At 53.6% G+C, this 23,003-nt stretch carries 20 protein-coding genes; 3 read left to right on the forward strand and 17 right to left on the reverse strand.

The features are described 5' to 3' along the window. Positions 1–322 precede the first annotated feature (322 nt). Positions 323–1,087: a MerR family transcriptional regulator gene (locus tag NST96_RS24625; protein WP_003388273.1), complete on the forward strand. Its 765-nt coding sequence runs from the start codon at positions 323–325 to the stop codon at positions 1,085–1,087. A 414-nt stretch (positions 1,088–1,501) separates the two neighbouring features. Continuing rightward, positions 1,502–2,257 carry a VanW family protein gene (locus NST96_RS24630; protein ID WP_122958883.1) on the forward strand — a complete coding sequence of 252 codons (756 nt, stop codon included), beginning with the start codon at positions 1,502–1,504 and terminating at the stop codon, positions 2,255–2,257. Between the two features lie 14 nt (positions 2,258–2,271). On the opposite strand, the gene NST96_RS24635 is transcribed toward NST96_RS24630, so the two are convergent. Further along, positions 2,272–2,703, reverse strand: coding sequence for a hypothetical protein (locus tag NST96_RS24635; RefSeq protein ID WP_003388275.1), 432 nt, complete (start codon positions 2,701–2,703; stop codon positions 2,272–2,274). 141 nt (positions 2,704–2,844) lie between these two features. On the opposite strand from NST96_RS24635, the gene NST96_RS24640 reads away from it, so the two are divergent. Next, the gene (locus tag NST96_RS24640) at positions 2,845–3,396 is read left to right on the forward strand and encodes a histidine phosphatase family protein (protein WP_227278060.1); all 552 of its coding nucleotides are present in this window, start codon (positions 2,845–2,847) and stop codon (positions 3,394–3,396) included. Between the two features lie 52 nt (positions 3,397–3,448). Here NST96_RS24640 and NST96_RS24645 read toward each other — a convergent pair whose 3' ends face one another. The 16 genes from NST96_RS24645 to raiA all read right to left on the reverse strand — a co-directional run bounded on the left by NST96_RS24645 (position 3,449) and on the right by raiA (position 22,947). After that, positions 3,449–4,777: an HD-GYP domain-containing protein gene (locus tag NST96_RS24645; RefSeq protein ID WP_003388278.1), complete on the reverse strand. Its 1,329-nt coding sequence runs from the start codon at positions 4,775–4,777 to the stop codon at positions 3,449–3,451. After that, positions 4,761–5,312 (reverse strand): DUF5317 domain-containing protein, encoded by a 552-nt coding sequence (locus NST96_RS24650; protein WP_003388280.1) that lies wholly within the window; start codon positions 5,310–5,312, stop codon positions 4,761–4,763. The genes NST96_RS24645 and NST96_RS24650 overlap by 17 nt, the downstream gene beginning before the upstream one ends. Before the next feature lie 429 nt (positions 5,313–5,741). Further along, a complete protein-coding gene (gene argF / locus NST96_RS24655) occupies positions 5,742–6,713 on the reverse strand; it encodes an ornithine carbamoyltransferase (protein ID WP_024985318.1) in 972 nt (323 codons plus the stop codon). After that, complete coding sequence (gene carB, locus NST96_RS24660) at positions 6,658–9,894, reverse strand: carbamoyl-phosphate synthase (glutamine-hydrolyzing) large subunit (protein WP_171506926.1); 3,237 nt, start codon at positions 9,892–9,894, stop codon at positions 6,658–6,660. Before carB ends, argF begins: the two co-directional genes overlap by 56 nt. Continuing rightward, positions 9,887–10,993 carry a carbamoyl phosphate synthase small subunit gene (locus tag NST96_RS24665; RefSeq protein ID WP_031932640.1) on the reverse strand — a complete coding sequence of 369 codons (1,107 nt, stop codon included), beginning with the start codon at positions 10,991–10,993 and terminating at the stop codon, positions 9,887–9,889. Before NST96_RS24665 ends, carB begins: the two co-directional genes overlap by 8 nt. 212 nt (positions 10,994–11,205) lie before the next feature. Then, positions 11,206–12,387, reverse strand: a complete 1,182-nt coding sequence (locus NST96_RS24670) for an aspartate aminotransferase family protein (RefSeq protein ID WP_003388285.1) — start codon at positions 12,385–12,387, stop codon at positions 11,206–11,208. A gap of 12 nt (positions 12,388–12,399) precedes the next feature. Then, a complete protein-coding gene (gene argB / locus NST96_RS24675) occupies positions 12,400–13,212 on the reverse strand; it encodes an acetylglutamate kinase (protein ID WP_342404947.1) in 813 nt (270 codons plus the stop codon). A gap of 12 nt (positions 13,213–13,224) precedes the next feature. Then, the gene (gene argC, locus NST96_RS24680) at positions 13,225–14,265 is read right to left on the reverse strand and encodes an N-acetyl-gamma-glutamyl-phosphate reductase (protein ID WP_171506928.1); all 1,041 of its coding nucleotides are present in this window, start codon (positions 14,263–14,265) and stop codon (positions 13,225–13,227) included. Positions 14,266–14,477: 212 nt separating this feature from the next. Further along, the gene (cccB, locus tag NST96_RS24685; protein ID WP_003388288.1) at positions 14,478–14,840 is read right to left on the reverse strand and encodes a cytochrome c551; all 363 of its coding nucleotides are present in this window, start codon (positions 14,838–14,840) and stop codon (positions 14,478–14,480) included. Positions 14,841–14,920: 80 nt separating this feature from the next. Beyond that, positions 14,921–15,190, reverse strand: coding sequence for a YciI family protein (locus NST96_RS24690; protein ID WP_342404949.1), 270 nt, complete (start codon positions 15,188–15,190; stop codon positions 14,921–14,923). Positions 15,191–15,240: 50 nt separating this feature from the next. Further along, a complete protein-coding gene (locus NST96_RS24695; RefSeq protein WP_003388290.1) occupies positions 15,241–15,993 on the reverse strand; it encodes a glycerophosphodiester phosphodiesterase family protein in 753 nt (250 codons plus the stop codon). A gap of 35 nt (positions 15,994–16,028) precedes the next feature. Next, positions 16,029–17,154, reverse strand: a protein-coding gene (gene prfB / locus NST96_RS24700; protein WP_122958876.1) for a peptide chain release factor 2 whose coding sequence is annotated in 2 segments (ribosomal slippage) — positions 16,029–17,072 and positions 17,074–17,154 — 1,125 coding nt in all. Because the reading frame shifts where the segments join, the coding sequence is not laid out codon by codon here. A gap of 75 nt (positions 17,155–17,229) precedes the next feature. Continuing rightward, positions 17,230–17,772, reverse strand: coding sequence for a hypothetical protein (locus tag NST96_RS24705; RefSeq protein WP_024984020.1), 543 nt, complete (start codon positions 17,770–17,772; stop codon positions 17,230–17,232). A gap of 52 nt (positions 17,773–17,824) precedes the next feature. Next, positions 17,825–19,258 (reverse strand): S8 family serine peptidase, encoded by a 1,434-nt coding sequence (locus NST96_RS24710; protein ID WP_003388293.1) that lies wholly within the window; start codon positions 19,256–19,258, stop codon positions 17,825–17,827. A 253-nt stretch (positions 19,259–19,511) separates the two neighbouring features. Continuing rightward, positions 19,512–22,034 (reverse strand): accessory Sec system translocase SecA2, encoded by a 2,523-nt coding sequence (secA2, locus tag NST96_RS24715; RefSeq protein ID WP_003388295.1) that lies wholly within the window; start codon positions 22,032–22,034, stop codon positions 19,512–19,514. 352 nt (positions 22,035–22,386) lie between these two features. Further along, positions 22,387–22,947 (reverse strand): ribosome-associated translation inhibitor RaiA, encoded by a 561-nt coding sequence (raiA, locus tag NST96_RS24720; RefSeq protein ID WP_003388296.1) that lies wholly within the window; start codon positions 22,945–22,947, stop codon positions 22,387–22,389. Between the last annotated feature and the right edge of the window lie 56 nt (positions 22,948–23,003).

A 23,003-nucleotide genomic window follows, 5' to 3' on the forward strand; every position in this document is an offset into this window, starting at 1 on the left:
AATATAAAGAAGAGGCAAAGAAGTGTACCCCGCCTTAGCCTACTCCGTTCATAACAGGTACATGATCCGCCAATTGCATAGATATGCTTTTTCCTTTCATGAAAATGCATACAGGCCGTTGGGGTTTGCCGATCCGAGAAGATACTCCGTGTTCGTCAGAGCCTGGTCCTTTCGCTTCTCTCCCTAGCCATATCAAGGCAAGCGGAGGTCGCCCTGACGTTTTTGAGAAGCAGACAAGCTTTTCCGGAAATTTTTTTTACAAATCCCGTTGACTTTGACGCATACGTAAAGGTGTACAGTGATGGTGTCAGGAGGTGAGCACATGGAATATACGGTGCAGAAGCTGGGCCAATTGGCGGGAGTCAGTACGAGAACGCTGCGGTATTATGACGAGATCGGGATTCTTAAGCCGGCGAGAATCAACTCGTCAGGGTACCGGATTTACGGTCAGGCGGAGGTCGATCGGTTGCAGCAAATTCTGTTTTACAGAGAATTGGGGATTACGCTGGACGTGATCAAGGAGATCGTGACCTCCCCGTCCTTCAGCCGGGCCCAGGCGCTAAAAGAACATCGTGAGCAGCTCCTCGACAGAAGAAAGCAGCTCGATCTGCTGATCAAAAATGTTGAAAAGACAATCGCTTCTATGGAAGGGAGAATGACCATGACCGATCAAGAGAAGTTCGAAGGGTTTAAACAAAAGCTGATTGACGATAACGAGAAAACGTACGGAGAAGAAATTCGCAAAAAGTACGGAGACGACGTTGTAGACAAATCCAATCAAAAGCTGAAGAACATGACACAGGAGCAGCTTGCGGAAGTAAAGCGCCTGGAGAGTGAAGTTGCCACCACATTGGCTGAGGCGTTCAAAACCGGCGATCCGGGAAGCGCTCTCGCCCAAAAAGCGGCGGATTTGCATAAGCAGTGGCTGATGCACTCCTGGAGCGAGTACAGCAAAGAGGCACATGCAGGGCTTGCTCAAATGTATGTAGATGACGAGCGGTTCAAAGCGTACTACGATCAGAATCAGCCAGGCATGGCCGAATTTTTGAGAGACGCGATCCACATCTATACAGGCATGAAACAGTAGGTCTTGCCAAAAAGTGCCACAGGCATAAAACAGTAAACCTGCTGAAAAGTGCCACAGGCATGAAACAATAGACTTAGCCGAATGCCGCGGTAGTGCGAAAGGCTGAAAAACGGGTTGTACCAAGGGGCAAGACCAGGTACAGCCCGTTTTTATCTGTTCATTTTTAAAATGTGAATCACTCGTGTATGATCATATCAGACGATTCTGAATTGACCGGCTTCCGATGTTTGAACGCATGCCTCTCCCGCCGCGCCCCGCTAAGCGGTGCCTGTTTGAAGCTGGCAATGGATTTACCTGCTCTCCTGCCTTCTCGCTTTGACTATCTCTTGAGTAAAGGATGTGACTTCCCTGACACTGTCTCGCCTTCATCCCTTGTTCTATCACCTGCGGGTCAGCCAAAAGAGAATTGGCCGAATGCTGTCTGACCGCGTTTCCGGGGTTCGCTTTGCCCGCCAGCAGCAAGCCCCCTCTTTTTCATTCACGTGCAAAAAGCATCAGTCCTTGCTTCGGAGAAAGCTGGGAAGCTCCGATCCACATCTGCAGGAAAACAAAATCATCAATTTGCGGATTGCGATTCCGTCCATTGACGGACTGCTGATCAGGCCCGGGGAAACCTTCTCCTTCTGGAACCGGGTAGGCAAGACGACAAAGGAAAAAGGCTACGTGGAAGGACTGCTTTTGTCACAAGGAGAGGTGCGAACAGGTGTTGGCGGCGGCCTGTGCCAGCTTGCCAACCTGCTCTTCTGGATGGCGCTTCACACGCCGCTCGAGATTGCGGAACGGCACCACCATCAGTTTGATCCTTTTCCGGACGATCAGCGCGTCCTGCCTTTTGGCAGCGGTGCCAGCGTTTTTTACAACTATGTCGATCTTCGCCTCTACAACCCGACAAAGCAAACCTTTCAATTGCGCGTCAATCTGACAGATAAGCATCTCAAGGGAGCGATTTACACAGATCGCGAGTGGCCGCTCTCCTATCATCTCGAAGAGCGGAATCACAAGTTTATGCGCCGGGGTGGAAAAAATTACAGACGCAATGAAATCTGGAGGCTCGTGATCGACAAAAAAACCGGAAAGCGGACCAGAGAAGAACTGGCGATCCGCAACTTTTCCGAGGTCAAATACACCCTGGAGGAGGTTCCGCCAACTGGTCCAGACTATTCCGGTTAATTGTTTCAACATCGTTATGCATGAATTTTGTATGGAACCTGCGGGACGTATTCCTCTCCCTTGTGCTCTCTGATCCATGCCAGCTCGGCTGCGGCCAGGCGCTCGAAATTTTCAGCTATGTGAATATCGCCCTCCGCTCTCCACCCTGCGATGATCGGGTACATCGGCACATAAAAACCGTTGATATACCACATGTCAAACAGCAGATCGGGGTGGACGAGACCATTTTTGTGGAGAACACCGATCATCTCGAAAAAGCCATACAGCGTGACAAAACGGGCAAATTCCTCGCTCCCGCGGGGATAGCGCCCGATGAACGTATCGTAGCTCCATTCTTTATTTGCGATCGTATGGGAGAACCACTTTTTCGCTTCTTGCATTCGCTCCGATTCGTACTGCTGGTACAGCTTCAAAATAATGTCGGCGTCCTGGTAGGTAGGAATCATCAACTTTCACACTCCTGTTTGGATTCGGGGAAAAGAATTTTCCATTCCCACTATTATCTAGAAAACACATGTTCTTGTCCAAGCTTTTTTACACTCGGCTTTGCGCTTTTGTCCACTTCACTCGCAACGGGAGGTTTCTCTATGAAACATTTTTACCTCGTCAGACACTGTAAAGCAGAGGGCCAGGACCCTGACGCGGCACTCACGCCTTTGGGCTGCCAGCAAGCTGCCGCGCTGGCTGCCTTTTTTACGGACATACCGGTTGAACGGATCATCGCAAGTCCTTATTTGCGTGCACAAGCTACTGCGGAGCCGCTTGCCCGGCATTTCGGACTGGAGATCGAGACTGACAGCCGGCTCGAAGAGAGAGTCCTTTCCGCATATTCGATGCCTGACTGGTACGAGCGCCTGCGAGACACGTTTTCTGATCTGACGCTGTGCTACGAAGGCGGTGAAAGCAGCCAGGAAGCCATGAATCGCGGGTTATCCTTGCTCCGTGATGCGCTTTCCGCTCCCTTCTCTCATACCGTACTGGTCACCCATGGCTGTCTGATGGCCCTCCTCCTGAAGCAGCTCGACGATACATATGGCTTTGCCGACTGGGAAGCCCTGACCAACCCGGACGTCTACCGGATTTCTTCCCAGGAAGGCGTGTGGACGATCAAACGAATCTGGAACGAGCTTGCCGGCTGACCGTTACCGGATGGCAACGCGGGAAAATAAAAACAGTTACAGCGAGGTGTTCTTACTGAAGCACCTCCTGTAACTGCGTTTGGTTATCTTGCTGGATTATTTTTTCAAGCTCTTCCCGGGACAACTGACTGACCACGCGAATGAATTGGTAGGCCAGTTCTGCATCAAACTGTGTCCCTGCCCCTTTCCTGATCTCCTGAAGTGCGTCTTCGACCGGGAGTCCTTTCCGGTAGGGACGATCCGCAACCATGGCGTCAAATGCGTCGGAGATGGCCAAAATACGGGCCATCAGCGGGATCTCGTCCCCCTTCAAGCCATCCGGGTAGCCCTTCCCGTCGATCCGTTCGTGGTGGGAGCGAATGGCGGGCAGCAGTTCGTGAAACATCCCTGCCTGCAAGATAATTTCATATCCAATCACCGTATGCTGCTTGATCTTGTCGTACTCTTCCGGTGTTAATTTTCCTTTTTTATTGAGAATGTGATCCTCGATACCGATTTTTCCGATGTCATGCAAGATGCCGCCAAAATAGACTTCATCCACTTTATCCGGTGGCATCCCGATAGCACGCGCAATTTCCCGTCCCCAGTGGGCCACACGCTGCGAATGGCCGCTCGTGTAGTGGTCACGGGCATCGATCGAAGCTGCCATTGTCGTCAGAAAGCTGTGGTTAAAGGTTTGGATTTCGTCCATTTTTTGTTGGAGCTTGTTAATGTTGCGAAAATATTGGCGGAATACAATATTCAAGGAGATAAACGCAGCCAGCAACGGAATGAGCGAAAGCCATCCGTATTGTGCTACCAGCCTGGCTCCAATACCGCCGATAATCATGAGCATAATGTACGTGTTTGACCCACCTTTGACCATGCTCGCAAAGGTGTCCAGCCACTTTACATGAAAGAAATAGGAGATTCCCGAAGCCACCAGTGACGTGTTGACAAACCAATAAACAAGAATCAGCAACAGGTCCGAAAACATCCACGGGATACCGGCCGAGTCGGCGGCATGATGTAAAAATCCTACCAGCCAGAGAGTCAGCAGGATTTGCCCGCAGTTAAACATGGCCTTCTTCAAGGAAGAACGGCTCAGTACGGTCACAATCAATAATTCAACGACTGCGGCCCAGACCGCAACCCATGTGCCATACAAGAGAATTCCCGAAAAAAACAATGCATTATTGACAGTCAGTCTCGCGTTAAATGTGCTAATAGGGGCAAAAGCCCCTACGATGGTCAAAAGCGTAAAGATGAACAAGACGCTCCAGTGATTGCGTGGCTCCCAATCCGGCAGCACCGAAACAAATACGGCGATCGCTGCAAGAGGGAGAAAAAACTGAATAAACAGATGTTTGAAAAAACGGGTGAGGTCAATATTTTTCTGCATAATTTTTACCTTCGCGCAATCGTATTAAAGAGATAGGCTTGTTTGTAATGCGCTGAACAAGAAGGAACGTCCCCAACATAATAAACAGGTCGCCAATACTGATCAGCCTCGGAATAGGGAACGGCATATGCATAATATCTGCAAGGAAAGGGAACACCGTTTGATCCGTCAAAAGCGAGTGCTTGAAATCCGTGCCATTCAACAAAGGCTCTATCGGGTAAGGAAGCTGTTTTGCCTGCTCGATATCGACAGGCATGCGCCCTCCATTCAGCCAGATGACCAGCGCGTTCAAAAACCACCCGATCATAAAAATCCTGATGTCTTCATGCTCCCTGTTGAAGTAAAAAAAGAGCAGCAGTGCCAGATAGGCAACGGATACAAATATTCCACCAATCGACGGGAAAAAGCCTGATGTAATCTGGAGCAAAATACAAATCACCAGAAAGGCCAATCCGTTAAAGGTAGGAATGCTCTTTACCCGTCCGCCCCTGAGGAAAGCGATTAAAAACGAGAAGGCTATCACGTCAAGCAGCATGTTTCGTTACCTCCGAAAAAGCAATGAAAAACACCACTTTGAACAAGCGGTGTTTCTCTAGTTTTCCTACCTTTAGCCAACGTACCAGTTAGCAGAAGTTGCAGCAACGATACCTGCTACCAACAGAAGTGCTCCAAACCATTTTTTCATGCCATTCCCCTCCTTAAATAAATAGTGGAGAAAGCTAGTTTCGCTACTTAGCTCTAACGTACAGGCCAAGCGACCAAATACAGCCTGTACAGCTTCCCTTTTCCCGAGGGAAAAGGCGGATTCGCTACTGGCTCCATACAGACCAAGCGACCAGATACAGTCTGTACTTCTTCGCGCTTTCATGCCTATATTTTACACACAAGTGACAAAATTCGGCAATAATAGATTCATAGTCTATAAGCTTCAATTATAAATAGGAATTTGTACCTAGAACTATATTCACACAACAGCAGCCAACACTGCTTTCTGCGCATGCAGCCTGTTTTCCGCCTGATCAAAGACGACGGAGTTTGCACCGTCGATCACGCCGGCAGATACTTCTTCCCCTCTGTGAGCAGGCAGGCAGTGCAGGAAGAGGTATTCCGGGCTGGCGTGGCTGACCAGGTTTTCGTTCACCTGATAAGCAGCGAACGCTTGCAGCCGCTGCTCGTTTTCCGCCTCGAAGCCCATGCTGGTCCAGACATCGGTGTACACGGCATCAGCGTCTTTGACTGCCTCGACGGGATCGTGGGTCACGAGCAGCTTTCCACCGTTTGCCTGCGCATATCCTTTTGCCTGCTCGACGATGGCCGCATTCATTTCATATCCAGGCGGCGTGGCGACGCGAACGTCCATACCCAGCAGCACAGCCGCCAGCACGAGCGAATTGGCCACGTTGTTTCCGTCTCCTACGTAAGCCAGCTTGATCCCCTTCAGCTTGCCCTTGTGCTCCCAGATCGTGAGCATGTCGGCCAATGCCTGACACGGGTGGAAGTCATCCGTGAGTCCGTTGATGATCGGGATCGAGGCGTGCTCCGCCAATTCCTCCACACCTGCATGGGAAAACGTCCGAATCATGATCGCGTCAACATAGCGCGACATGACTTTCGCCGTATCGCTGATCGGCTCCCCCCGTCCGAGCTGCAGTTCTTTGCCGCTCAAAAACATCGCCATGCCGCCGAGCTGGTACATGCCGACTTCAAAGGAAACGCGGGTGCGGGTGGATGACTTGTCAAAAATCATTCCCAGCGTTTTCCCTTGCAGGGGCTGGTACGGCTGACCGTTCTTCTGCAGCTTTTTGATGTGAGCCGCCAGCTCCAAAAGCTGCATCAGCTCTTCTCCACTGAATTCATCGACCCGCAAAAGGTCTTTCCCCTTAAATTTGGCCCACTGTGCGTTTGGAAAGCGATCCAATATCTTCACAGGCTGCATGCCCGTCACCTCTTTTCTCCGAAATGGCTTGCACATACAAAGCGAATGTCTCACTGGAAGTAAACAACGGTAATCCTTGTTGGACGGCCCGGCTGCGGAGGGCAAAACCGCTGCGCCCGCGACTGTTTCCTTTGGTCGCCGTAATCAGGGCAAAGGCCACACCCTCGGTCTGAACCAGCTCCACAAGCTCCTGCTCATCCCCGATCACGTGAGCGACGCTCAAGCCGTTTTCCTTGAGCCATGCGGCCGTTCCTGGCGTTCCTGCCAATACGCCGCCTTGCTCCTGCAATCGCTTCAGCGCAGGCAGCACCTCTGCCGTTTTGTCTCCGTCCGCCAAAGATACCAGGCAAATCTGTCCTGCTTGCCAGCTTGAAAAAATGCTGTCTTTATAAGCAAACGCCTTTCCTGCCGCTTCAGCGAAACTATGGCCCAGACCGAGCACCTCTCCCGTCGACTTCATTTCCGGGCCGAGCGCAGGGTCCACACCGGTCAGCTTTACGGTCGAGAAAACAGGCGCTTTCACTACGGCAAACGGAATGTCAGGCAAAAGACCTGCTTTGTACCCCATCTCCGCCAGCTTCTCTCCCAACTGGGCGCGGACGGCCAGCTCGACCATCGGAACGCCCGTCACCTTGCTCGTAATCGGCACGGTACGGGAAGCGCGAGGGTTTACCTCCAGCACGTATACCGTATCGCCGCTGATGACAAATTGAATGTTGATCAGGCCTACCGCTCCCATCTCGCGGGCAATGGCTTCGGTGTAGCGTGCGATCGTGGCTTTGACTTCGTCAGTCAGGTACGGTGCCGGGAAAAGGGCAACGCTGTCGCCTGAGTGAATCCCGGCCTTCTCCACGTGCTGGTAGACGCCCGGGATCAATACCGATTGGCCGTCACAGACGGCATCTACTTCCGCTTCCATGCCCGGTACGTATTTGTCGACGAGAAGCGGGAAAAAGTCCTGGCTGTTTGGCTGGCTCAACCATCCCTCAATCGTGGCGGACAGCTCATCGATGTCATGTGCCACGACCATGCCCTGCCCGCCGATGACGTAGGAAGGACGCAGCAGGACCGGGTACCCTACGGTAGACGCTGCTGCAGCCGCTTCCTCCAGCGTGGATACACCCTGCCCCGGGATATGCGGAATATCCAGCCCTCTGAGCATGGCGTAAAAGAGCTCGCGATCCTCTGCCCGCTCAATCGCTTCGAGCTTCGTTCCCATCACAGTCAAACCTGCTGCTTCCAGCTTGGCGGCCAGATTGATCGCCGTTTGTCCGCCGAACTGCACCATGACTCCGTCCACCTGCTCCCGCTCCGCTACGTGCAGCACGTCTTCCGCGTGAAGCGGCTCGAAGTAGAGATGGTTCGCTGTCTCGTAATCGGTGCTCACCGTCTCCGGGTTGTTGTTGACGACGATGGCCGCGATCCCCTTTGCCTGCAGTGCTTTTGCGGCGTGTACCGAGCAGTAGTCAAATTCAATCCCCTGTCCGATCCGGATCGGCCCTGAGCCGAGCACCAGCACTTTTTTGCCGGTCAGCTCCTCGACCTCATCGGCACCCTGCCAATCAGAATAGTAGTACGGCGTTTGCGCATCGAACTCTGCGGCGCAGGTATCGACGATTTTATACGTCGGCTTGATGCTGTACTGCACTCTGAGCTGCTTTACTTCCGCTGCCGTGCAGCCGATCAGCCCGGCGATCGTCTCGTCGGCAAATCCGCGTCGCTTCGCTTCCGTCAGCAGTTCGGGGGTCAGCGTTTCGCATGCAGCCAGCTCTTTTTCCAACGACACGATCTTTGCGAGGCTTCGCAGGAAAAACGGATCAATCCCTGTCAATCCATGCAGCTCGCTTTCCGTAAAGCCTTTTCGGATCGCTTCGGCTAGTGCAAACAGCCGCACATCGGTCGCTTCCTGAACGAGCTGGACCAATGTCTCCCGATCACACGCTGCCAGATCGGGACGGCTCAGATGCGTGCAGCCCTGCTCCAGGGAGCGCACAGCCTTGAGCAGTCCCGCTTCCAGATTGCGGGCGATCGACATCACTTCACCGGTCGCTTTCATCTGGGTCCCCAGCTGCCGGTCCGCCAGCGGAAATTTGTCAAACGGCCAGCGCGGGATTTTCACTACAATATAGTCCAGCGTCGGCTCAAAGCTGGCATACGTATAGCCGGTAATCGGATTCAACACTTCGTCGAGATTGTAGCCAAGCGCCAGTTTGGCCGCGATCCGGGCGATCGGATAGCCGGTCGCTTTGGATGCGAGCGCACTGGAGCGGCTCACTCTCGGGTTGACCTCGATCAGGTAGTAGCTGTCCGAGTTCGGGTCGAGGGCGAACTGGATATTGCAGCCGCCTACCACGCCCAGCGAGCGGATCACCTTGGTGGATACACTACGGAGCATCTGGTACTGCCTGTCGGTCAGCGTCTGGGAAGGCGCGACAACGATGCTGTCTCCCGTGTGGATACCCACCGGGTCCAGATTTTCCATGTTGCAGACGATGATGCACGTATCGCTCGCATCCCGCATCACTTCGTATTCGATTTCTTTCCAGCCTTTGACGCTGCGTTCGATCAGCACCTGACCGATCGGGCTTGCGGCGATTCCGTTTGCCGCTACTGTCCGGAGGGATTGCTCGCTGTCCGCGATGCCGCCGCCCGCTCCACCCAGCGTATAGGCAGGACGGACGATAACGGGATAGCCGATGGAGTCGGCAAAGGCGACCGCAGCCTCGACAGATTCGACAGTGGCGCTCTCCGGCACAGGCTCGCCGATTTTTTGCATCAGCTTCTTGAACAGCTCGCGGTCTTCACCATTTTGGATCGCTTCCAAAGGAGTTCCCAGCAGCTCTACATCGTACTTTTCCAATACGCCCGCTTCCGCCAGGGACACGGCTAGGTTCAATCCCGTCTGACCGCCCAGCGTTGGCAAAAGGCCGTCCGGACGCTCCTTGGCGATAATTGCTGTCACGGACTCTACCGTCAGCGGCTCCAAATAGACTTTGTCGGCAACTTGTTCATCTGTCATGATCGTGGCCGGGTTGTTGTTCACAAGCACGACCTTGACCCCCGCTTCCTTCAGGGAAAGGCAGGCCTGTGCTCCGGCATAATCGAACTCCGCCGCCTGACCGATCACGATCGGTCCCGACCCGATGACTAACACTTTTTGAATGTGCGGCAATTTAGGCATATCTCTTCGCTCCCACTACACGCATCGACTGCAAGAATTGTTGAAAAATATGTGAGGTGTCGCTTGGCCCCGGATGGGCTTCCGGATGGAACTGGACGCTCATGACCGGCAGCAATTGATGGCGAATGCCCTCTACCGATCCGTCGTTTACATTGCGGTAGGTAACCGTGAGCAGCCGTTTGTCCAGCGACTCTTCCTTTACGACATAGCCGTGATTTTGCGAGGTCATGTATACTTTGCCGGTCGCAAGCTCCTTGACCGGATGGTTTCCTCCGCGGTGGCCGTATTTCAGTTTCTCCGTCTTTCCTCCGAACGCCAGCGCGAGAACCTGATGACCAAGGCAGATACCGAGCGTCGGATACTGCTCAGCCGCTTTTCTCCATTCACTGCAATAGGCATGCAGATCTTCCGGATCGCCGGGTCCATTGGAAAAGAGCAGTCCGTCCGGCTGCAGCGCTTGAATCTGGGCGTACGGCGTGTCGAACGGCACCACCGTCACCCGGCAGCCAAGCTCCAGCAGCGCGTCCAGAATCGATTGCTTCATCCCCAAATCGACCAGCACCACATGCTCCTGCGAGCCCGGGTAGCGTTTTATCTCTTGGCAGGATACTTCTGCGACCAGCGACTTTTTGATGTGTTTGGTCTTGAGTGCGGCTACTTCTTCCGCTGCCAGGGGTTGATCGGAAATGGCTCCCCACAGCGGCCCGTCCTGGCGCACTCGCTTCGTAATCGTCCGCGTATCGATACCCGCCAGGATCGGAAAGCCGAAATCCTCTGCCGTTTCCGCCAGTGTGCGAACCGATTGATAGTGGCTGGGCTCCATGCACAGCTCACTGACGACCATCCCGGCCAAAGCGGGCTTGGCTGCCTCGTAATCGTTGTCGTTGACTCCGTAATTGCCGATCAGCGGATACGTAAACGTGACGATCTGACCGGCGAAGGACGGGTCGCTCATCACTTCCTGATACCCTGTCATTCCTGTATGAAAAACCACTTCCCCGATTCCTTCCAGCGGCGCTCCATACAGCGTTCCGGCGAATACTTCACCTGTCTCCAGCGTCAAATAACCTGGTCCCAATCCCTGTTTCTCTTTATCCATCTATGAAAGCCACTCCTCTCCAAAGGGCACTCACTTGCGAAAATTTATGCAACTTACTGTATTAATATACATTTATGATTATAAAAATGCAACGAGTTTTTTATCTTTTCCTACTCGTTGCAACTATTTTCCTGCTGTCTTTTGCGTGGCCATAAAGCTTCTCTTCACTGGCACGCGTACACGTCTTGCCCACCGTCCCCTCTATTTGAAAGCTACGCTTGGGCGATCGCTTCCTTTAGCACCGCTGCTGCCTGTGCCACTTCATTTTCCGTTGTAATAAACGACGGCAGCATCCGTATGACCTGAGGTCCCGCGAGCAACAGCAGCAGCCCTTTTTCCCGCGCGTAATCCAGTACAGGAGCTGCCGGGATCGAAAGCTCCATCCCCAAAAGCAGGCCCTTGCCTCTGATTTCGACCACTTTGTCCGGAAAGGCTGCCTTGATTTGCTGCAAGCTGCTTACCAGCAGCTGATGCAGCTCGTTCACCCGCTCCAGCATTGCGTCTTCCTCGATGGTTTCCAGCGTGGCCAAACCTGCAGCCATAGCGAGCGGATTGCCGCCGAAGGTCGTCCCGTGGGTGCCGGGGGCAAATGCCTGAGCCGCTTCCTCGGTAGCCAGAACGGCGCCGATCGGGAATCCGCTGCCAAGTCCCTTTGCAAGCGAAATCGCATCGGGCAAAATGCCGTATTGCTGAAAAGCAAACCAGGTGCCGGTCCGTCCGATGCCGGTCTGCACCTCATCGATCAAAAGCAGCAGGCCGTGTTCGTCGCAAATCTGGCGGAGCCCTTTGACAAATTTCTCATATGCAGGATGCACGCCGCCTTCCCCTTGCACCAGCTCAAGCATGATCGCGCATGTCTTTTCATTTACGGCCTCATGCACCGCCGCCAAATCATTGTAGGGAATAGTTACGAATCCCTCGGGAAGCGGCAGGAAGCCGTCTTTTACCTTCTCCTGGCCTGTGGCGGTCAGGGTCGCCAGCGTCCTCCCGTGAAACGACTGGCCAAACGTAATGATTTCGTAGCGGTCTGTCCCTTTCACCTTCTGTGCATAGCGGCGTGCCAGCTTGATCAGGCCTTCGTTCGCCTCGGCGCCGCTGTTGCAAAATAGTGTCCGTGAAAGACCCGACAGCTCGCTCAGCTTTGCCGCCAGCTTCTCCTGGCCGGGAACGTGGAACAGATTGGAGCAATGCCAGAGCATATCCAGCTGTTCATGCAGCTTGCCGGCTACTTTTGTCGGCACATGTCCCAAGGACGTAACGGCAATCCCCGAGATGAAGTCCAAATATTCCTTGCCCGCCTCGTCCCAGACCCGGTTTCCCTTCCCTTTTACGAGGTGTATCGGCCATCTTGCATAGTTATTCATCAAATGGAGTGGAGCAGTCGTCGTACTCATGGTTTCTCCTCCTCAACGTGCTGCTTGATTTTTTTCGGCTGCGGCAGCCACGATTGCCGTGCCGGCCGGTTCACCCTGACAAACCTTAAGCAAATCTTCCGCTGTGCCGCGGCATATGACGACCTGCGCTACCCCGGCGGAAAGCGCATCGAGCGCAGCCTGCACCTTGGGGATCATTCCGCCTGTGATCATTCCCTCGCTGATCATGCGTCCGATTTCAGCCTCATCCGTTTTGGAAACAAGCGCTTTGGTGCCATCCGCCTCCGGCTTTAAAATGCCCGGAACGTCCGTCACCATGATCAGGCTTTCGGCTCTCAATGCAGCGGCAATCGCTCCTGCCGACACATCGGCGTTTACATTGTACCTCTCTGCCCCGTCAATTCCTGCGGCAAGCGGAGCTATCACCGGCACGTACCCCTGACCGAGAATGGTCCGCGGGATCGCGGCATCTACCGCCTTCACTTCGCCTACCCAGCCCAGCGGCTTTTCCGTCCGTACCGCCGTGAGCATGCTTCCATCCATCCCGCTCACGCCCCACGCTCTCGCTCCGTGTTCTGTCAGGCGTCTGACCAGCCATTTGTTGATCTGGCCACAGAGCACCATTTCCACAACCTCCAGTGTATCCTCGCAGGTCACGCGGAGGCCGTCCACGAATACGGAAGATATCGCCAGCCGCTCCAGCATGCTGTTGATGGCGGGTCCCCCTCCATGGACGATCACGAGCTGCTTCCCCATTTTCTGAAGCCGTGCAATTGTTTGAAAAAAGCCCCCGGGTAGCTGCTCCATCGTGCTGCCCCCGCATTTTATGACGACAATGCCCTGCATTTTATACCTCCTCTACGGGAAAAGCGGTACGAGCGGCAAACCGGCTGTCTCCGGCAGCCCAAGCATGATGTTCATGTTTTGCACCGCCTGACCTGCCGCTCCTTTGACGACGTTATCGATTACGGAAAGCACAATGACCCGGCCGGTTCTATCATCTACATGCAGCGCGATGTCGCAATAGTTGGAACCATACACCTCTTTGGTGCGCGGATGACTGCCCGGCTGACGAAGGCGGACAAACGGCTTTCCCGCATAGGCGGACTGGTAAAGCTCCTGAAGCTCGGAAAGAGCGGCTGCCTTCTCCAGTTGTCCATAGGCCGTCACCAGGATTCCCCGCGTCATCGGCACGAGATGGGGTGTGAACTGGATGAGCTGCTCCAGCTCTGCCTGCCCCGTCAACTCCTGCTCAATCTCGGGCGTATGCTGGTGGGACGAGACCTTGTATGCATGGATGCTTTCATTGATTTCACTGTAGTGAACCCCGAGCGAAACACCCCGTCCTGCCCCGGAAACACCTGATTTGGCGTCGATGATCCAGCTTTTCGGGTTGACCCAGCCCGATTTTGCCAGCGGAATCATTCCCAGCAATGCAGCAGTCGGATAGCAGCCCGGATTGGCGATCAGCTCTGCTCCCGCAATCTCTTCCTTTTTCCATTCGGACAAGCCGTAGACTGCTTTCTGCAGCCATTCGTCCGCCGCCGGCTGCCGCTTGTACCATTGCGTATAGGCAGCACCGTCCTTCAAACGGAAATCACCGGACAGGTCAATCACTTTCGCGCCGTTCTTGACCAGCTCTGGCGAAAGCTCAGCACTGACACCAGCAGGGGTAGCGAGAAAAATGACATCGTTGTCCGCTCCCATTTGCCCGGCATCTATTTTTGCCAGGACGGGAAGCTCAAGCGCCTGCACGTGGGGGAACACGCTTGCAAGCGATTCTCCTTCTGACGTGCTGGAATATAAATTGGCCACCTTCACGTGAGGATGGCCGGCCAAAAGACGTATCAGCTCGACACCGCTGTAACCAGTTGCCCCGACAATTCCGACCCGGATCATAGTCCCTCTCCCTATCTGTATTTTTATACAAAAATAATAATAAACATTCATCCAAAAAACAACCCTTGCCATAGAAAAAGCGCCCGACAATTTATCGGACGCTTTGTTCCATGCATGTTTTTGCAGGTCCCGAGCGATGCATATGTTCGACTACCGCCATGCAGCGCTACAACGTGTGCCGAGTGAAGCGCACGTTCTGATTGATATGACAGCTATTTCTTGTCGGCGAGCCAAGCAGCCACCGTCTCGGCGTCTTGATCCTTGACTAGGCCGCCGGGCATGCCGCCTTTTCCGTTTTTCAGGATCTCCAGAATCTGCTCCTTGGTGTACTTGCCGCCAACCTGGGTCAAATTCGGACCGACTGAGCCGGACAAATCCTGTCCATGGCAGCTGGCGCAATTGTTTTTAAACAGCGTTTCAGCCGTCGCCGCATCGTACCCGCCAGTAGGAGCGGTTGGGGTCGTCTCTCCGGCTGGCTGATTGGCAGGCGGCTGGGCTTGGTTGCCTCCTCCGCCACAAGCACTCAAAAATAGAACAAGCGCAACAGTAAGGACAGATATTGGGAAGCGCTTCATGGCTGTTCCCTCCTTATTGAAGAATATTTCTTCGCTAAGTATGCCTCTGCTGCGCTCTATTCATTCTCCATTTGGTCAACTTATCCCAGAGGAAAATTTAAAGGATTCCATTCGCGCAATTCCAGCGTTCGAGCTCCTTCCTTCACCACCGGATCAGCCTGAGCCAATCGAAGCGCTTCTTCCTGCGTATCCGCTTTATAGATGACCAGACCTCCCTGCTTGTCCGTAAATGGGCCGGCCATCACTACTTTTCCCTGCTTGTACAAATCGTTGATGTAGTCCAAGTGGGCCGGACGCACTTTTGCGTTCAAATCCTGATCGATGATGGACAGCATAGCGACGTAGAGCATTTTTTTCTCTCCTTCTTCCTTTTGCTTGTCTCTTTCCATGCGGAAGCGCATTAGATCCGAGGTGAAACCCGATGCCCGCTCATTTGCCGCACCTCGCGAGGCTTGTTGGTCATGATCGCATCGATGCCGAACGCCGTCAGCCTGGCCACTTCCTCCGGCTCGTCGACGGTGTAGGCAAAAACGCGAAGGCCAGCCGCGTGTGCCTGCCGGGCGATTTCCGCTGTAATCAGACCATGCCAGAGATGCAGCGAATATACCGGGTACGGCAGCGACCGCACGTAGGCAACCGGGTCGTACAGCCTCGCTTCGTACAGCAGCCCCAGATACAAGGCAGGCTCCCGCCGATGCACCTCTTCCAGAACCTGATGGTCAAAGGAGGATACGATCAACGAGAGCTTGTTTTTCCACATGCATAATTGTTCGGCCACTGCGGTGCCGATTCCTTCGTACCATGCAGGACCGTTTTTTATCTCTACATTCACAGTGGCTCCCTCGGGCAGAAGCGCCAACACGTCTGCCAGCTCCGGAACCTTTTGTTCCGAGAACTCGGGACTGAACCAGGCTCCTGCCGACAGTGCGGAAAGCTCGGCCATTGTCTTTTCGCCAACGGGGCCAAAGCCGCTGGTGGTCCGCTCCAGAGTGTGATCGTGAATAACACAAAGACGCCCGTCTGTTGTCAGTTGGACGTCTAGTTCTACCCCGTCTGCTTGTTGCTCCATGGCCATGGAAAAGGCAGCACAGGTGTTTTCCGGGGCATCATGTGATGCCCCGCGATGACCGAGAATCAACGGCTTTCCCTTCATGGAAGCCTCCCCCGCTTCTTGCTGTCCGAAAAGAGTCATGCCTGTTCCGGACGGTTGATTTGCGAACGGAGATATGCATCGATAAACGAATCGATGTCCCCGTCCATGACAGCCTGCACGTTTCCAACCTCCACATTGGTGCGGTGATCCTTGACCAGGCTGTATGGGTGAAACACGTAGGAGCGAATCTGGCTGCCCCAGGCGATATCCTTTTGCTCCCCCTGAATCGCCTGCAGTGTTTTCTCCTGCTCTTCCCGCTTCTTTTCAAACAGACGGGCTGCCAGCATTTTCATCGCCCGCTCGCGGTTTTTGATCTGGGAGCGCTCCGTCTGGCAGGTCACGACAATGCCGGTCGGAAGGTGCGTGATCCGGACAGCGGAGTCGGTCGTGTTGATGTGCTGACCTCCCGCACCACTGGAACGGTAGGTGTCGATCTTCAAATCTTCCGTACGGATGTTCACCTCTGTGTCATCCTCGATCTCAGGCAGGACATTGCAGGAAACAAAGGAGGTGTGACGGCGCCCCGACGAATCGAACGGGGAGATTCGGACCAGACGATGGACGCCTTTTTCCGATTTGAGGTAGCCGTATGCATTATGCCCCTTGATCAAGAGCGTAACGCTTTTAACCCCCGCTTCATCCCCTGGCAGGTAATCCAGCGTCTCCACCTTGAAGCCCTTGGATTCCCCCCAGCGTGTGTACATGCGCAGCAGCATGGACGCCCAGTCCTGGGATTCCGTACCGCCTGCACCCGGATGAAGCTCGAGAATGGCGTTGTTTTTATCGTACTGGTCGCTGAGCAGCAGCTCCAGCTCGAAGCTTTCAAATTCCTTTTTCAGCGCCTGGGTGCTGTCGTACACATCCTGAATCATCGAATCGTCGCCTTCTTCGATGATCAGTTCCAGCATGACCTGCAAATCCTCGTATTGGGCATCCAGCTTGCCCATGGTCTCGACCAGACCCTTCAAGGCGTTCAGCTCGCTGATCGTCTTTTGGGCAGCGTCGTTGTCGTCCCAGAAGTCCGGAGCCAGCATGCGCTCCTCCAGCTCACCGATCCTCTCTTGCTTGACTGGGAGGTCAAAGAGACCCCCTAATATCCGCTAAACGTTTAGCCATGCTCGACATCTCTTGCTTGATGTCCGCAATATCAATTAATGCCATGTGCGAATCACCTACTCTTCATTATGCTATGTATCATTGTACCGTAATTCGGCGGATTCGCAACATGACCGGTGATCACGAATTGGGACCCAAATAACGGAAGCCTTGGCTTCCCGGCAGATTTGGCGGTGCCGGAGCGGATCTTGTCTCTTGCGGCTCGTTCGGGCTTGCAGACGCTTTTTCCGGTCGAGCCATCCTGCCTAGCAAATGGAGGATCGACAACCCTGCACGCTTCTTCTTTTGCCTTGTTCTCACGCTGTTTGTGCTGCGGGAGAATAATCCGTTCCCCATCTGGCTGCCTCTTCCCGTGTCCGTGATGAATGCAGCTTGCAAAGGCAGCTCAATGCCCCAGTTGGGCTCGGGAAGCTCGGTTGTCAGCCTGTGATCGTCAAAGACCGGGCTTTGGACACCGACCAGCACCTGATTGTGAGCATCTGCTTCCCCGCCCCCCTCAGCCGAAGCAGCCTCTGCTGCTGTTGCAGCCGCATGCGCTTTGTCTGTAAACAGGTACCCCCCTTGAGCGTCCTGCATTCTCCGCTTTAGTATCTTCCACGTCTCGTCGATTCTCTCGAGGATGAATTGCGCCTGAACACCCATTACGTTTCCTGTCGTTCTCATGCTTCATTCCCCCGTTCAGCATCTAGTTTTTCAAGCTGATGTAAACCATTGTTTACTCCGTCAGCGCGTTGTAAATATTTGCTTCCCCAGCCCCGAAGTACTTGTCTTGTCCTCGCTTCCCGAAGTCCTCCGCTGTTTTCTTGATCAACGCTGCCACCTGGGACGGCTTCATATCCGGATGTTCCGATTTGATCACGGCTGCAATTCCGGCCACCTTGGGCGCTGCCATCGACGTGCCGTGCATAAATGCGTACCCCTTCAGATTAGAGGTAAAGTAAGGCGGCAAGTACGTCGGATAGGTGGAGAAGGCGCGATAGCGGAAGTCGCGTTTATCCAGATAGTCTCCTTTCGGGTCTTGACGGTACAGTCTGTCGTATTCCGGTCCATTGTCTCCGCCCGGTGCAGCTATATCGATCGGGTTGCCGTAGTTGGAGTAAAAGGCGATTTCGTCTTCGGACCATTCATTGGACGACGATACGGTGATCACCCCTGGGATTTGTGCCGGTACTACCCGGGATGGCCCTTTGATATCGAGGCCGTAGGTTTCCTTCCAATATTCCTGCATATCGTGCAGACTTCCCAGGTTTCTTGAGTCGTTGCCGGCAGCGACGACGACTGTGACACCTTTTTTCACCGCGTACTGGACAGCCCTGTGGTAAGCCACCATCGAGGCGGAGTCTCCTTTTTCACCGTAGTTGTGAGCCATCCACCTCCAGCCGCCGAGGCTCATATTGACAACGTCCACCCCATCATTGGCTGCCTCCACCAATGCGTCCGTAATCCAGGACTGCTGGGCGCCGCCTGTTGCCCCGAACACCCGGTAGGCTCGCACAGTCAGGTTGGGGCCCACCCCGAGCATCTTGCCATTGGCTGCGATGGAACCGGCAACATGCGTGCCATGTCCGTTTTGGTCCCATGCGTCCTTCGTCCCCGGCACAAATGTCTTGCTGCCCTCTTCATCCGCATTGTCCCGCAGGTCCGGATGGTCGAAGTCCAATCCGGTATCGATAATCCCGACAACCGTTCTTGAGTTTCCTTTGCTGATCTCATGGGATTTGAAGTTATTGGTGATTCGCTTGATATCCCATTGCAAATCGTAATAATTCTGATCGGGATCATCCCAGTCTGGCTGAGGTATATCCGTAATCGGCTGTCCGTCCGCCGCTTCCGGCTCCTCCTCGTCGAGGAAGATTTCCAGCTCCTCCTCCGCTGCCAGCACTTCCTTGTCTTCCCTGATCTTCTCTAAAAAGTCCGGATCATCAGAGGTGGCGGATACGATGCCGACTTCATCGATGACAGTCTCCACTGATCCTCCCGATTCTTCGATTCTCTCTTCCAAATCACTCGGGATGTCGTTTTTATAAGCGATGAGATAGGCCCTTTCCTTGCTTTTCCCCGAAGCCGGGGTCTGTACCACAGAGAGGGCGGAAGCTGCCAAGCCCAATACCAGTGTTGTGCTTAGTACCATTCTCACTGCTCTATTCATCGCTATCATCCTCCATCGAAAATTTGTTGTACTACCGATTGTAAAGATTTTCCCTATTTTTTCTATCAAAATCGTTCGATACAATCCTGCAGTGTCAGACAAACAGCGATCATTTTTCCAACGAAGAAAGCGGGAAAGGGACGAAGCCTGTCTGACGGTCAGGAAGAATAACGAAAAAAACCCACTCTCTCCGGCTTCGGAAAAGAGTGGGTTTCGTTGTTTTCTAGCAAAAATGACAGTGAATCTATCGTTTTTATTGATTCCGTTTCATCTGACGGCGGCGCTCCTGTTCCTCGGCGCGGCGCTGAGCGCGGTTTTTCGGATCGGCGTCACCGGAGGTCTCGCTGTCAGGACGCTCGGATGGACCGGACGTTTTCAGTTGAGACTGATCTGCAGCCTGACCGCGGATCACTTCCTGACGCTCCAGGTTTTGGCTGACCTCTGCTTTCATGATGTACATGGCCACTTCCTCTTCGACGGCAGCGACCATCGACTGGAACATTTCGTAGCCTTCGAATTGGTACTCGCGCAGCGGATCGTTTTGTCCGTAAGCGCGCAGGTGGATACCTTGTCGAAGCTGTTCCATCGCGTCGATGTGATCCATCCACTTGCTGTCGACAGCGCGGAGTACAACGACCTTTTCAAACTCGCGCATCATCTCGCCGATTTCCACTTCGCGCTGCTTGAACTGCTTCAGGACCTCTTCTTTCAGAAGCTCGACGATTTCCTCGGCTTCTTTGCCCTTCAGTTTGTCCGCAGTCATGATCTCATCGTGCAGGAAGCCGTTGTTGGCTGCTTCGGCCAAGCCTTCGAGGTTCCATTCTTCCGGTACCTCTTCCTTCGGACAGAAGTTTTCCACAGTGCGGTCGATGACGCTGTAGATCATCGGCAGGACAACTTCGCTCAAATCCGATTGCTCCAAAATATCGCGGCGCTGCTTGTAAATTACTGCGCGCTGCTGGTTCATGACATCGTCGTACTGGAGAACCACTTTACGGGCGTCAAAGTTGGAGCCCTCCACCCGTTTTTGCGCGGATTCGACAGCACGCGTAACGAGTCTGCTTTCGATCGGCATATCCTCTTCCATTCCGAGGCGGTCCATCATGTTCATGATGTTGTCCGCTCCGAAGCGTCTCATCAGCTCATCCTGCATGGAGAGGAAGAACTGGGAAGAACCCGGGTCGCCCTGACGTCCTGCACGTCCGCGGAGCTGGTTGTCAATCCGGCGGCTCTCATGGCGCTCGGTACCGATAATGTGCAGACCGCCCAGCTCGGCTACGCCTTCGCCCAGCTGAATGTCCGTACCGCGGCCGGCCATGTTCGTCGCGATGGTGACAGCGCCGTACTGACCCGCACGAGCGATAATCTCCGCTTCGCGCGCATGCTGCTTCGCGTTCAACACGTTATGCGGTACGCCCTTTTGCTTGAGCAGCTGCGAGAGCATCTCGGAGTTTTCGATGGAAATCGTACCGACCAGGATCGGCTGGCCTTTTTTATGACGCTCGACGATATCGGCCACGACCGCACGGTACTTGGCCGCTTCGGTTTTGAAAACCAGGTCCGGCAAATCTTGACGGATAACGGGTTTGTTGGTCGGGATCACGACTACATCCAAGCCGTAAATCTTTTTAAACTCTTCTTCCTCTGTTTTGGCTGTACCGGTCATACCGGAGAGCTTTTGGTACATGCGGAAGTAGTTTTGCAAAGTAATCGTCGCCAGCGTCATGCTCTCGCTCTGAACACGGAGCCCTTCCTTGGCTTCAATCGCCTGGTGCAGACCTTCGCTGTAGCGGCGTCCTACCATCAGACGGCCGGTAAATTCATCGACGATGACAACCTCGCCATCCTGCACCACGTAGTCCACGTCGCGCTTAAAGAGCACTTGCGCTTTCAGGGCGGCTGTGATGTGATGGTTGAGAGTCATGTGCGCGGTATCGTACAGGTTTTCAATGTTGAATGCCTGCTCGACCTTGGCCACGCCTTCATCGGTCAATGAAACGATTTTTAATTTTTCGTCCACCGTATAGTCTGTTTCCGCCTCCAGACGCTTCACAAAATGCGAACAGATGTAGTAAAGTTCTGTAGTGCGGTTGGCAGCACCGGAAATGATCAACGGCGTACGCGCTTCGTCGATCAGAATGCTGTCCACCTCGTCAATAATCGCAAAGTAAAGCGGGCGCTGAACCATCTGTTCTTTGTACAGCACCATGTTGTCGCGCAAATAGTCAAAGCCAAACTCGTTGTTGGTACCGTACGTAATATCGCAGTTATAAGCTTCACGCTTTTCTTCCGCAGTCAGACCGTTTTTGTTCAGACCGACTGTAAGTCCGAGGAAATTGTAGAGCTGACCCATGATGGTAGAGTCGCGTTCAGCCAAGTATTCGTTGACGGTTACGACGTGTACGCCCTTGCCCTGCAGCGCATTCAGGTAGGTCGCCAGCGTCGCGACGAGGGTTTTCCCTTCCCCTGTCTTCATCTCGGCAATACGTCCTTCCTGGAGGACCATACCGCCGATCAGCTGCACGTCAAAGTGACGCATGCCCAGAACTCGCTTGGATGCTTCACGGACGACCGCAAACGCTTCGTTTAGAATGTCGTCCAGTGTCTCGCCCTTCGCGAGCCGATTTTTAAATTCCTCCGTCTTCGCCCGCAACTGCTCATCGGACAGTGCTTGTACAGTCGGTTCCAACGCGTTGATCTTTTCTACGCGCTTAAACATCTTTTTGACTTCACGCTCGTTGCTGTCGCCAAAAATCTTTTTTACGAGTCCCAGCATAAGGACACCCCTTCCTAGTGGCAAAACTGCTTCGAATAACTTCCCTTGCGCAGCCACATCTGCAGTCCCCGTAGGGGGCTTCCTAGTGGCAAAACTACCTCGATTATGCTTCCCTTGCGCAGCCACATCAGGGTCCTCGAACGGAGGCTTCCCAGTGGCAATCTGCTTTCTATTTCATGTACCCTCCCGCCGAAAAACCATTATAGGCCTTCAGGGGCGATTCCTACTTCCACTTCCATAAAAAGACACTTTTACATATGCGTCTTCCCTAAATTGATATTTTATCAAATGAGAATAGGAGTGCACAAGTAAAGGGAGTTGCCAGAATAAGCAACTCCCTGTTTGACGGGCTTTATTTCGGTTCAATCAATCCGTAGCGACCATCATTTCGGCGGTAAACGACGTTGACGTCGTTCGTGTCGCTGTTTTGGAAAACGAAGAAGCTGTGACCTAGCATATCCATTTGCATGACTGCTTCCTGGGCGTCCATCGGCTTTAAGTTAAAGCGTTTGGTCCGAACAATGTCGATGTCGACATCTTCCCCCTCCTCCAGGTCTTCTGTCAATACGGCGACCGCCTGGCGGCTATTCCCCGCTGCCTTGTTGGTCGATTCGGTACGGAGCTTGCGTATTAATTTGGTTTTATGCTTACGAATCTGTCTTTCCAGCTTTTCTACCACCAAATCAATGGAGGCGTACATATCTTCATGCGTTTCTTCGGCGCGAAGGATTACTCCGCTGAGAGGGATCGTCACCTCGATGGTCCCTTCTCCCTTTAGAACTCTCATCGTAACCTGTACATCTGCAGGGCTAGAGTTTTCAAAGTACTTTGCAAGACGGCCCACTTTCTTTTCTACATACTCTCGAAGTGCTGCGGTAACTTGAATGTTTTCTCCACGAATTTGAAATTTCATGGTTCAAACCTCCTTCCGTCTTTCCTAATACCTATTCCTTACATATGTAAAAAATC

It is taken from the genome of Brevibacillus sp. FSL K6-2834 (genome assembly GCF_038592925.1).
GTDB classification, from domain to species: domain Bacteria; phylum Bacillota; class Bacilli; order Brevibacillales; family Brevibacillaceae; genus Brevibacillus; species Brevibacillus borstelensis.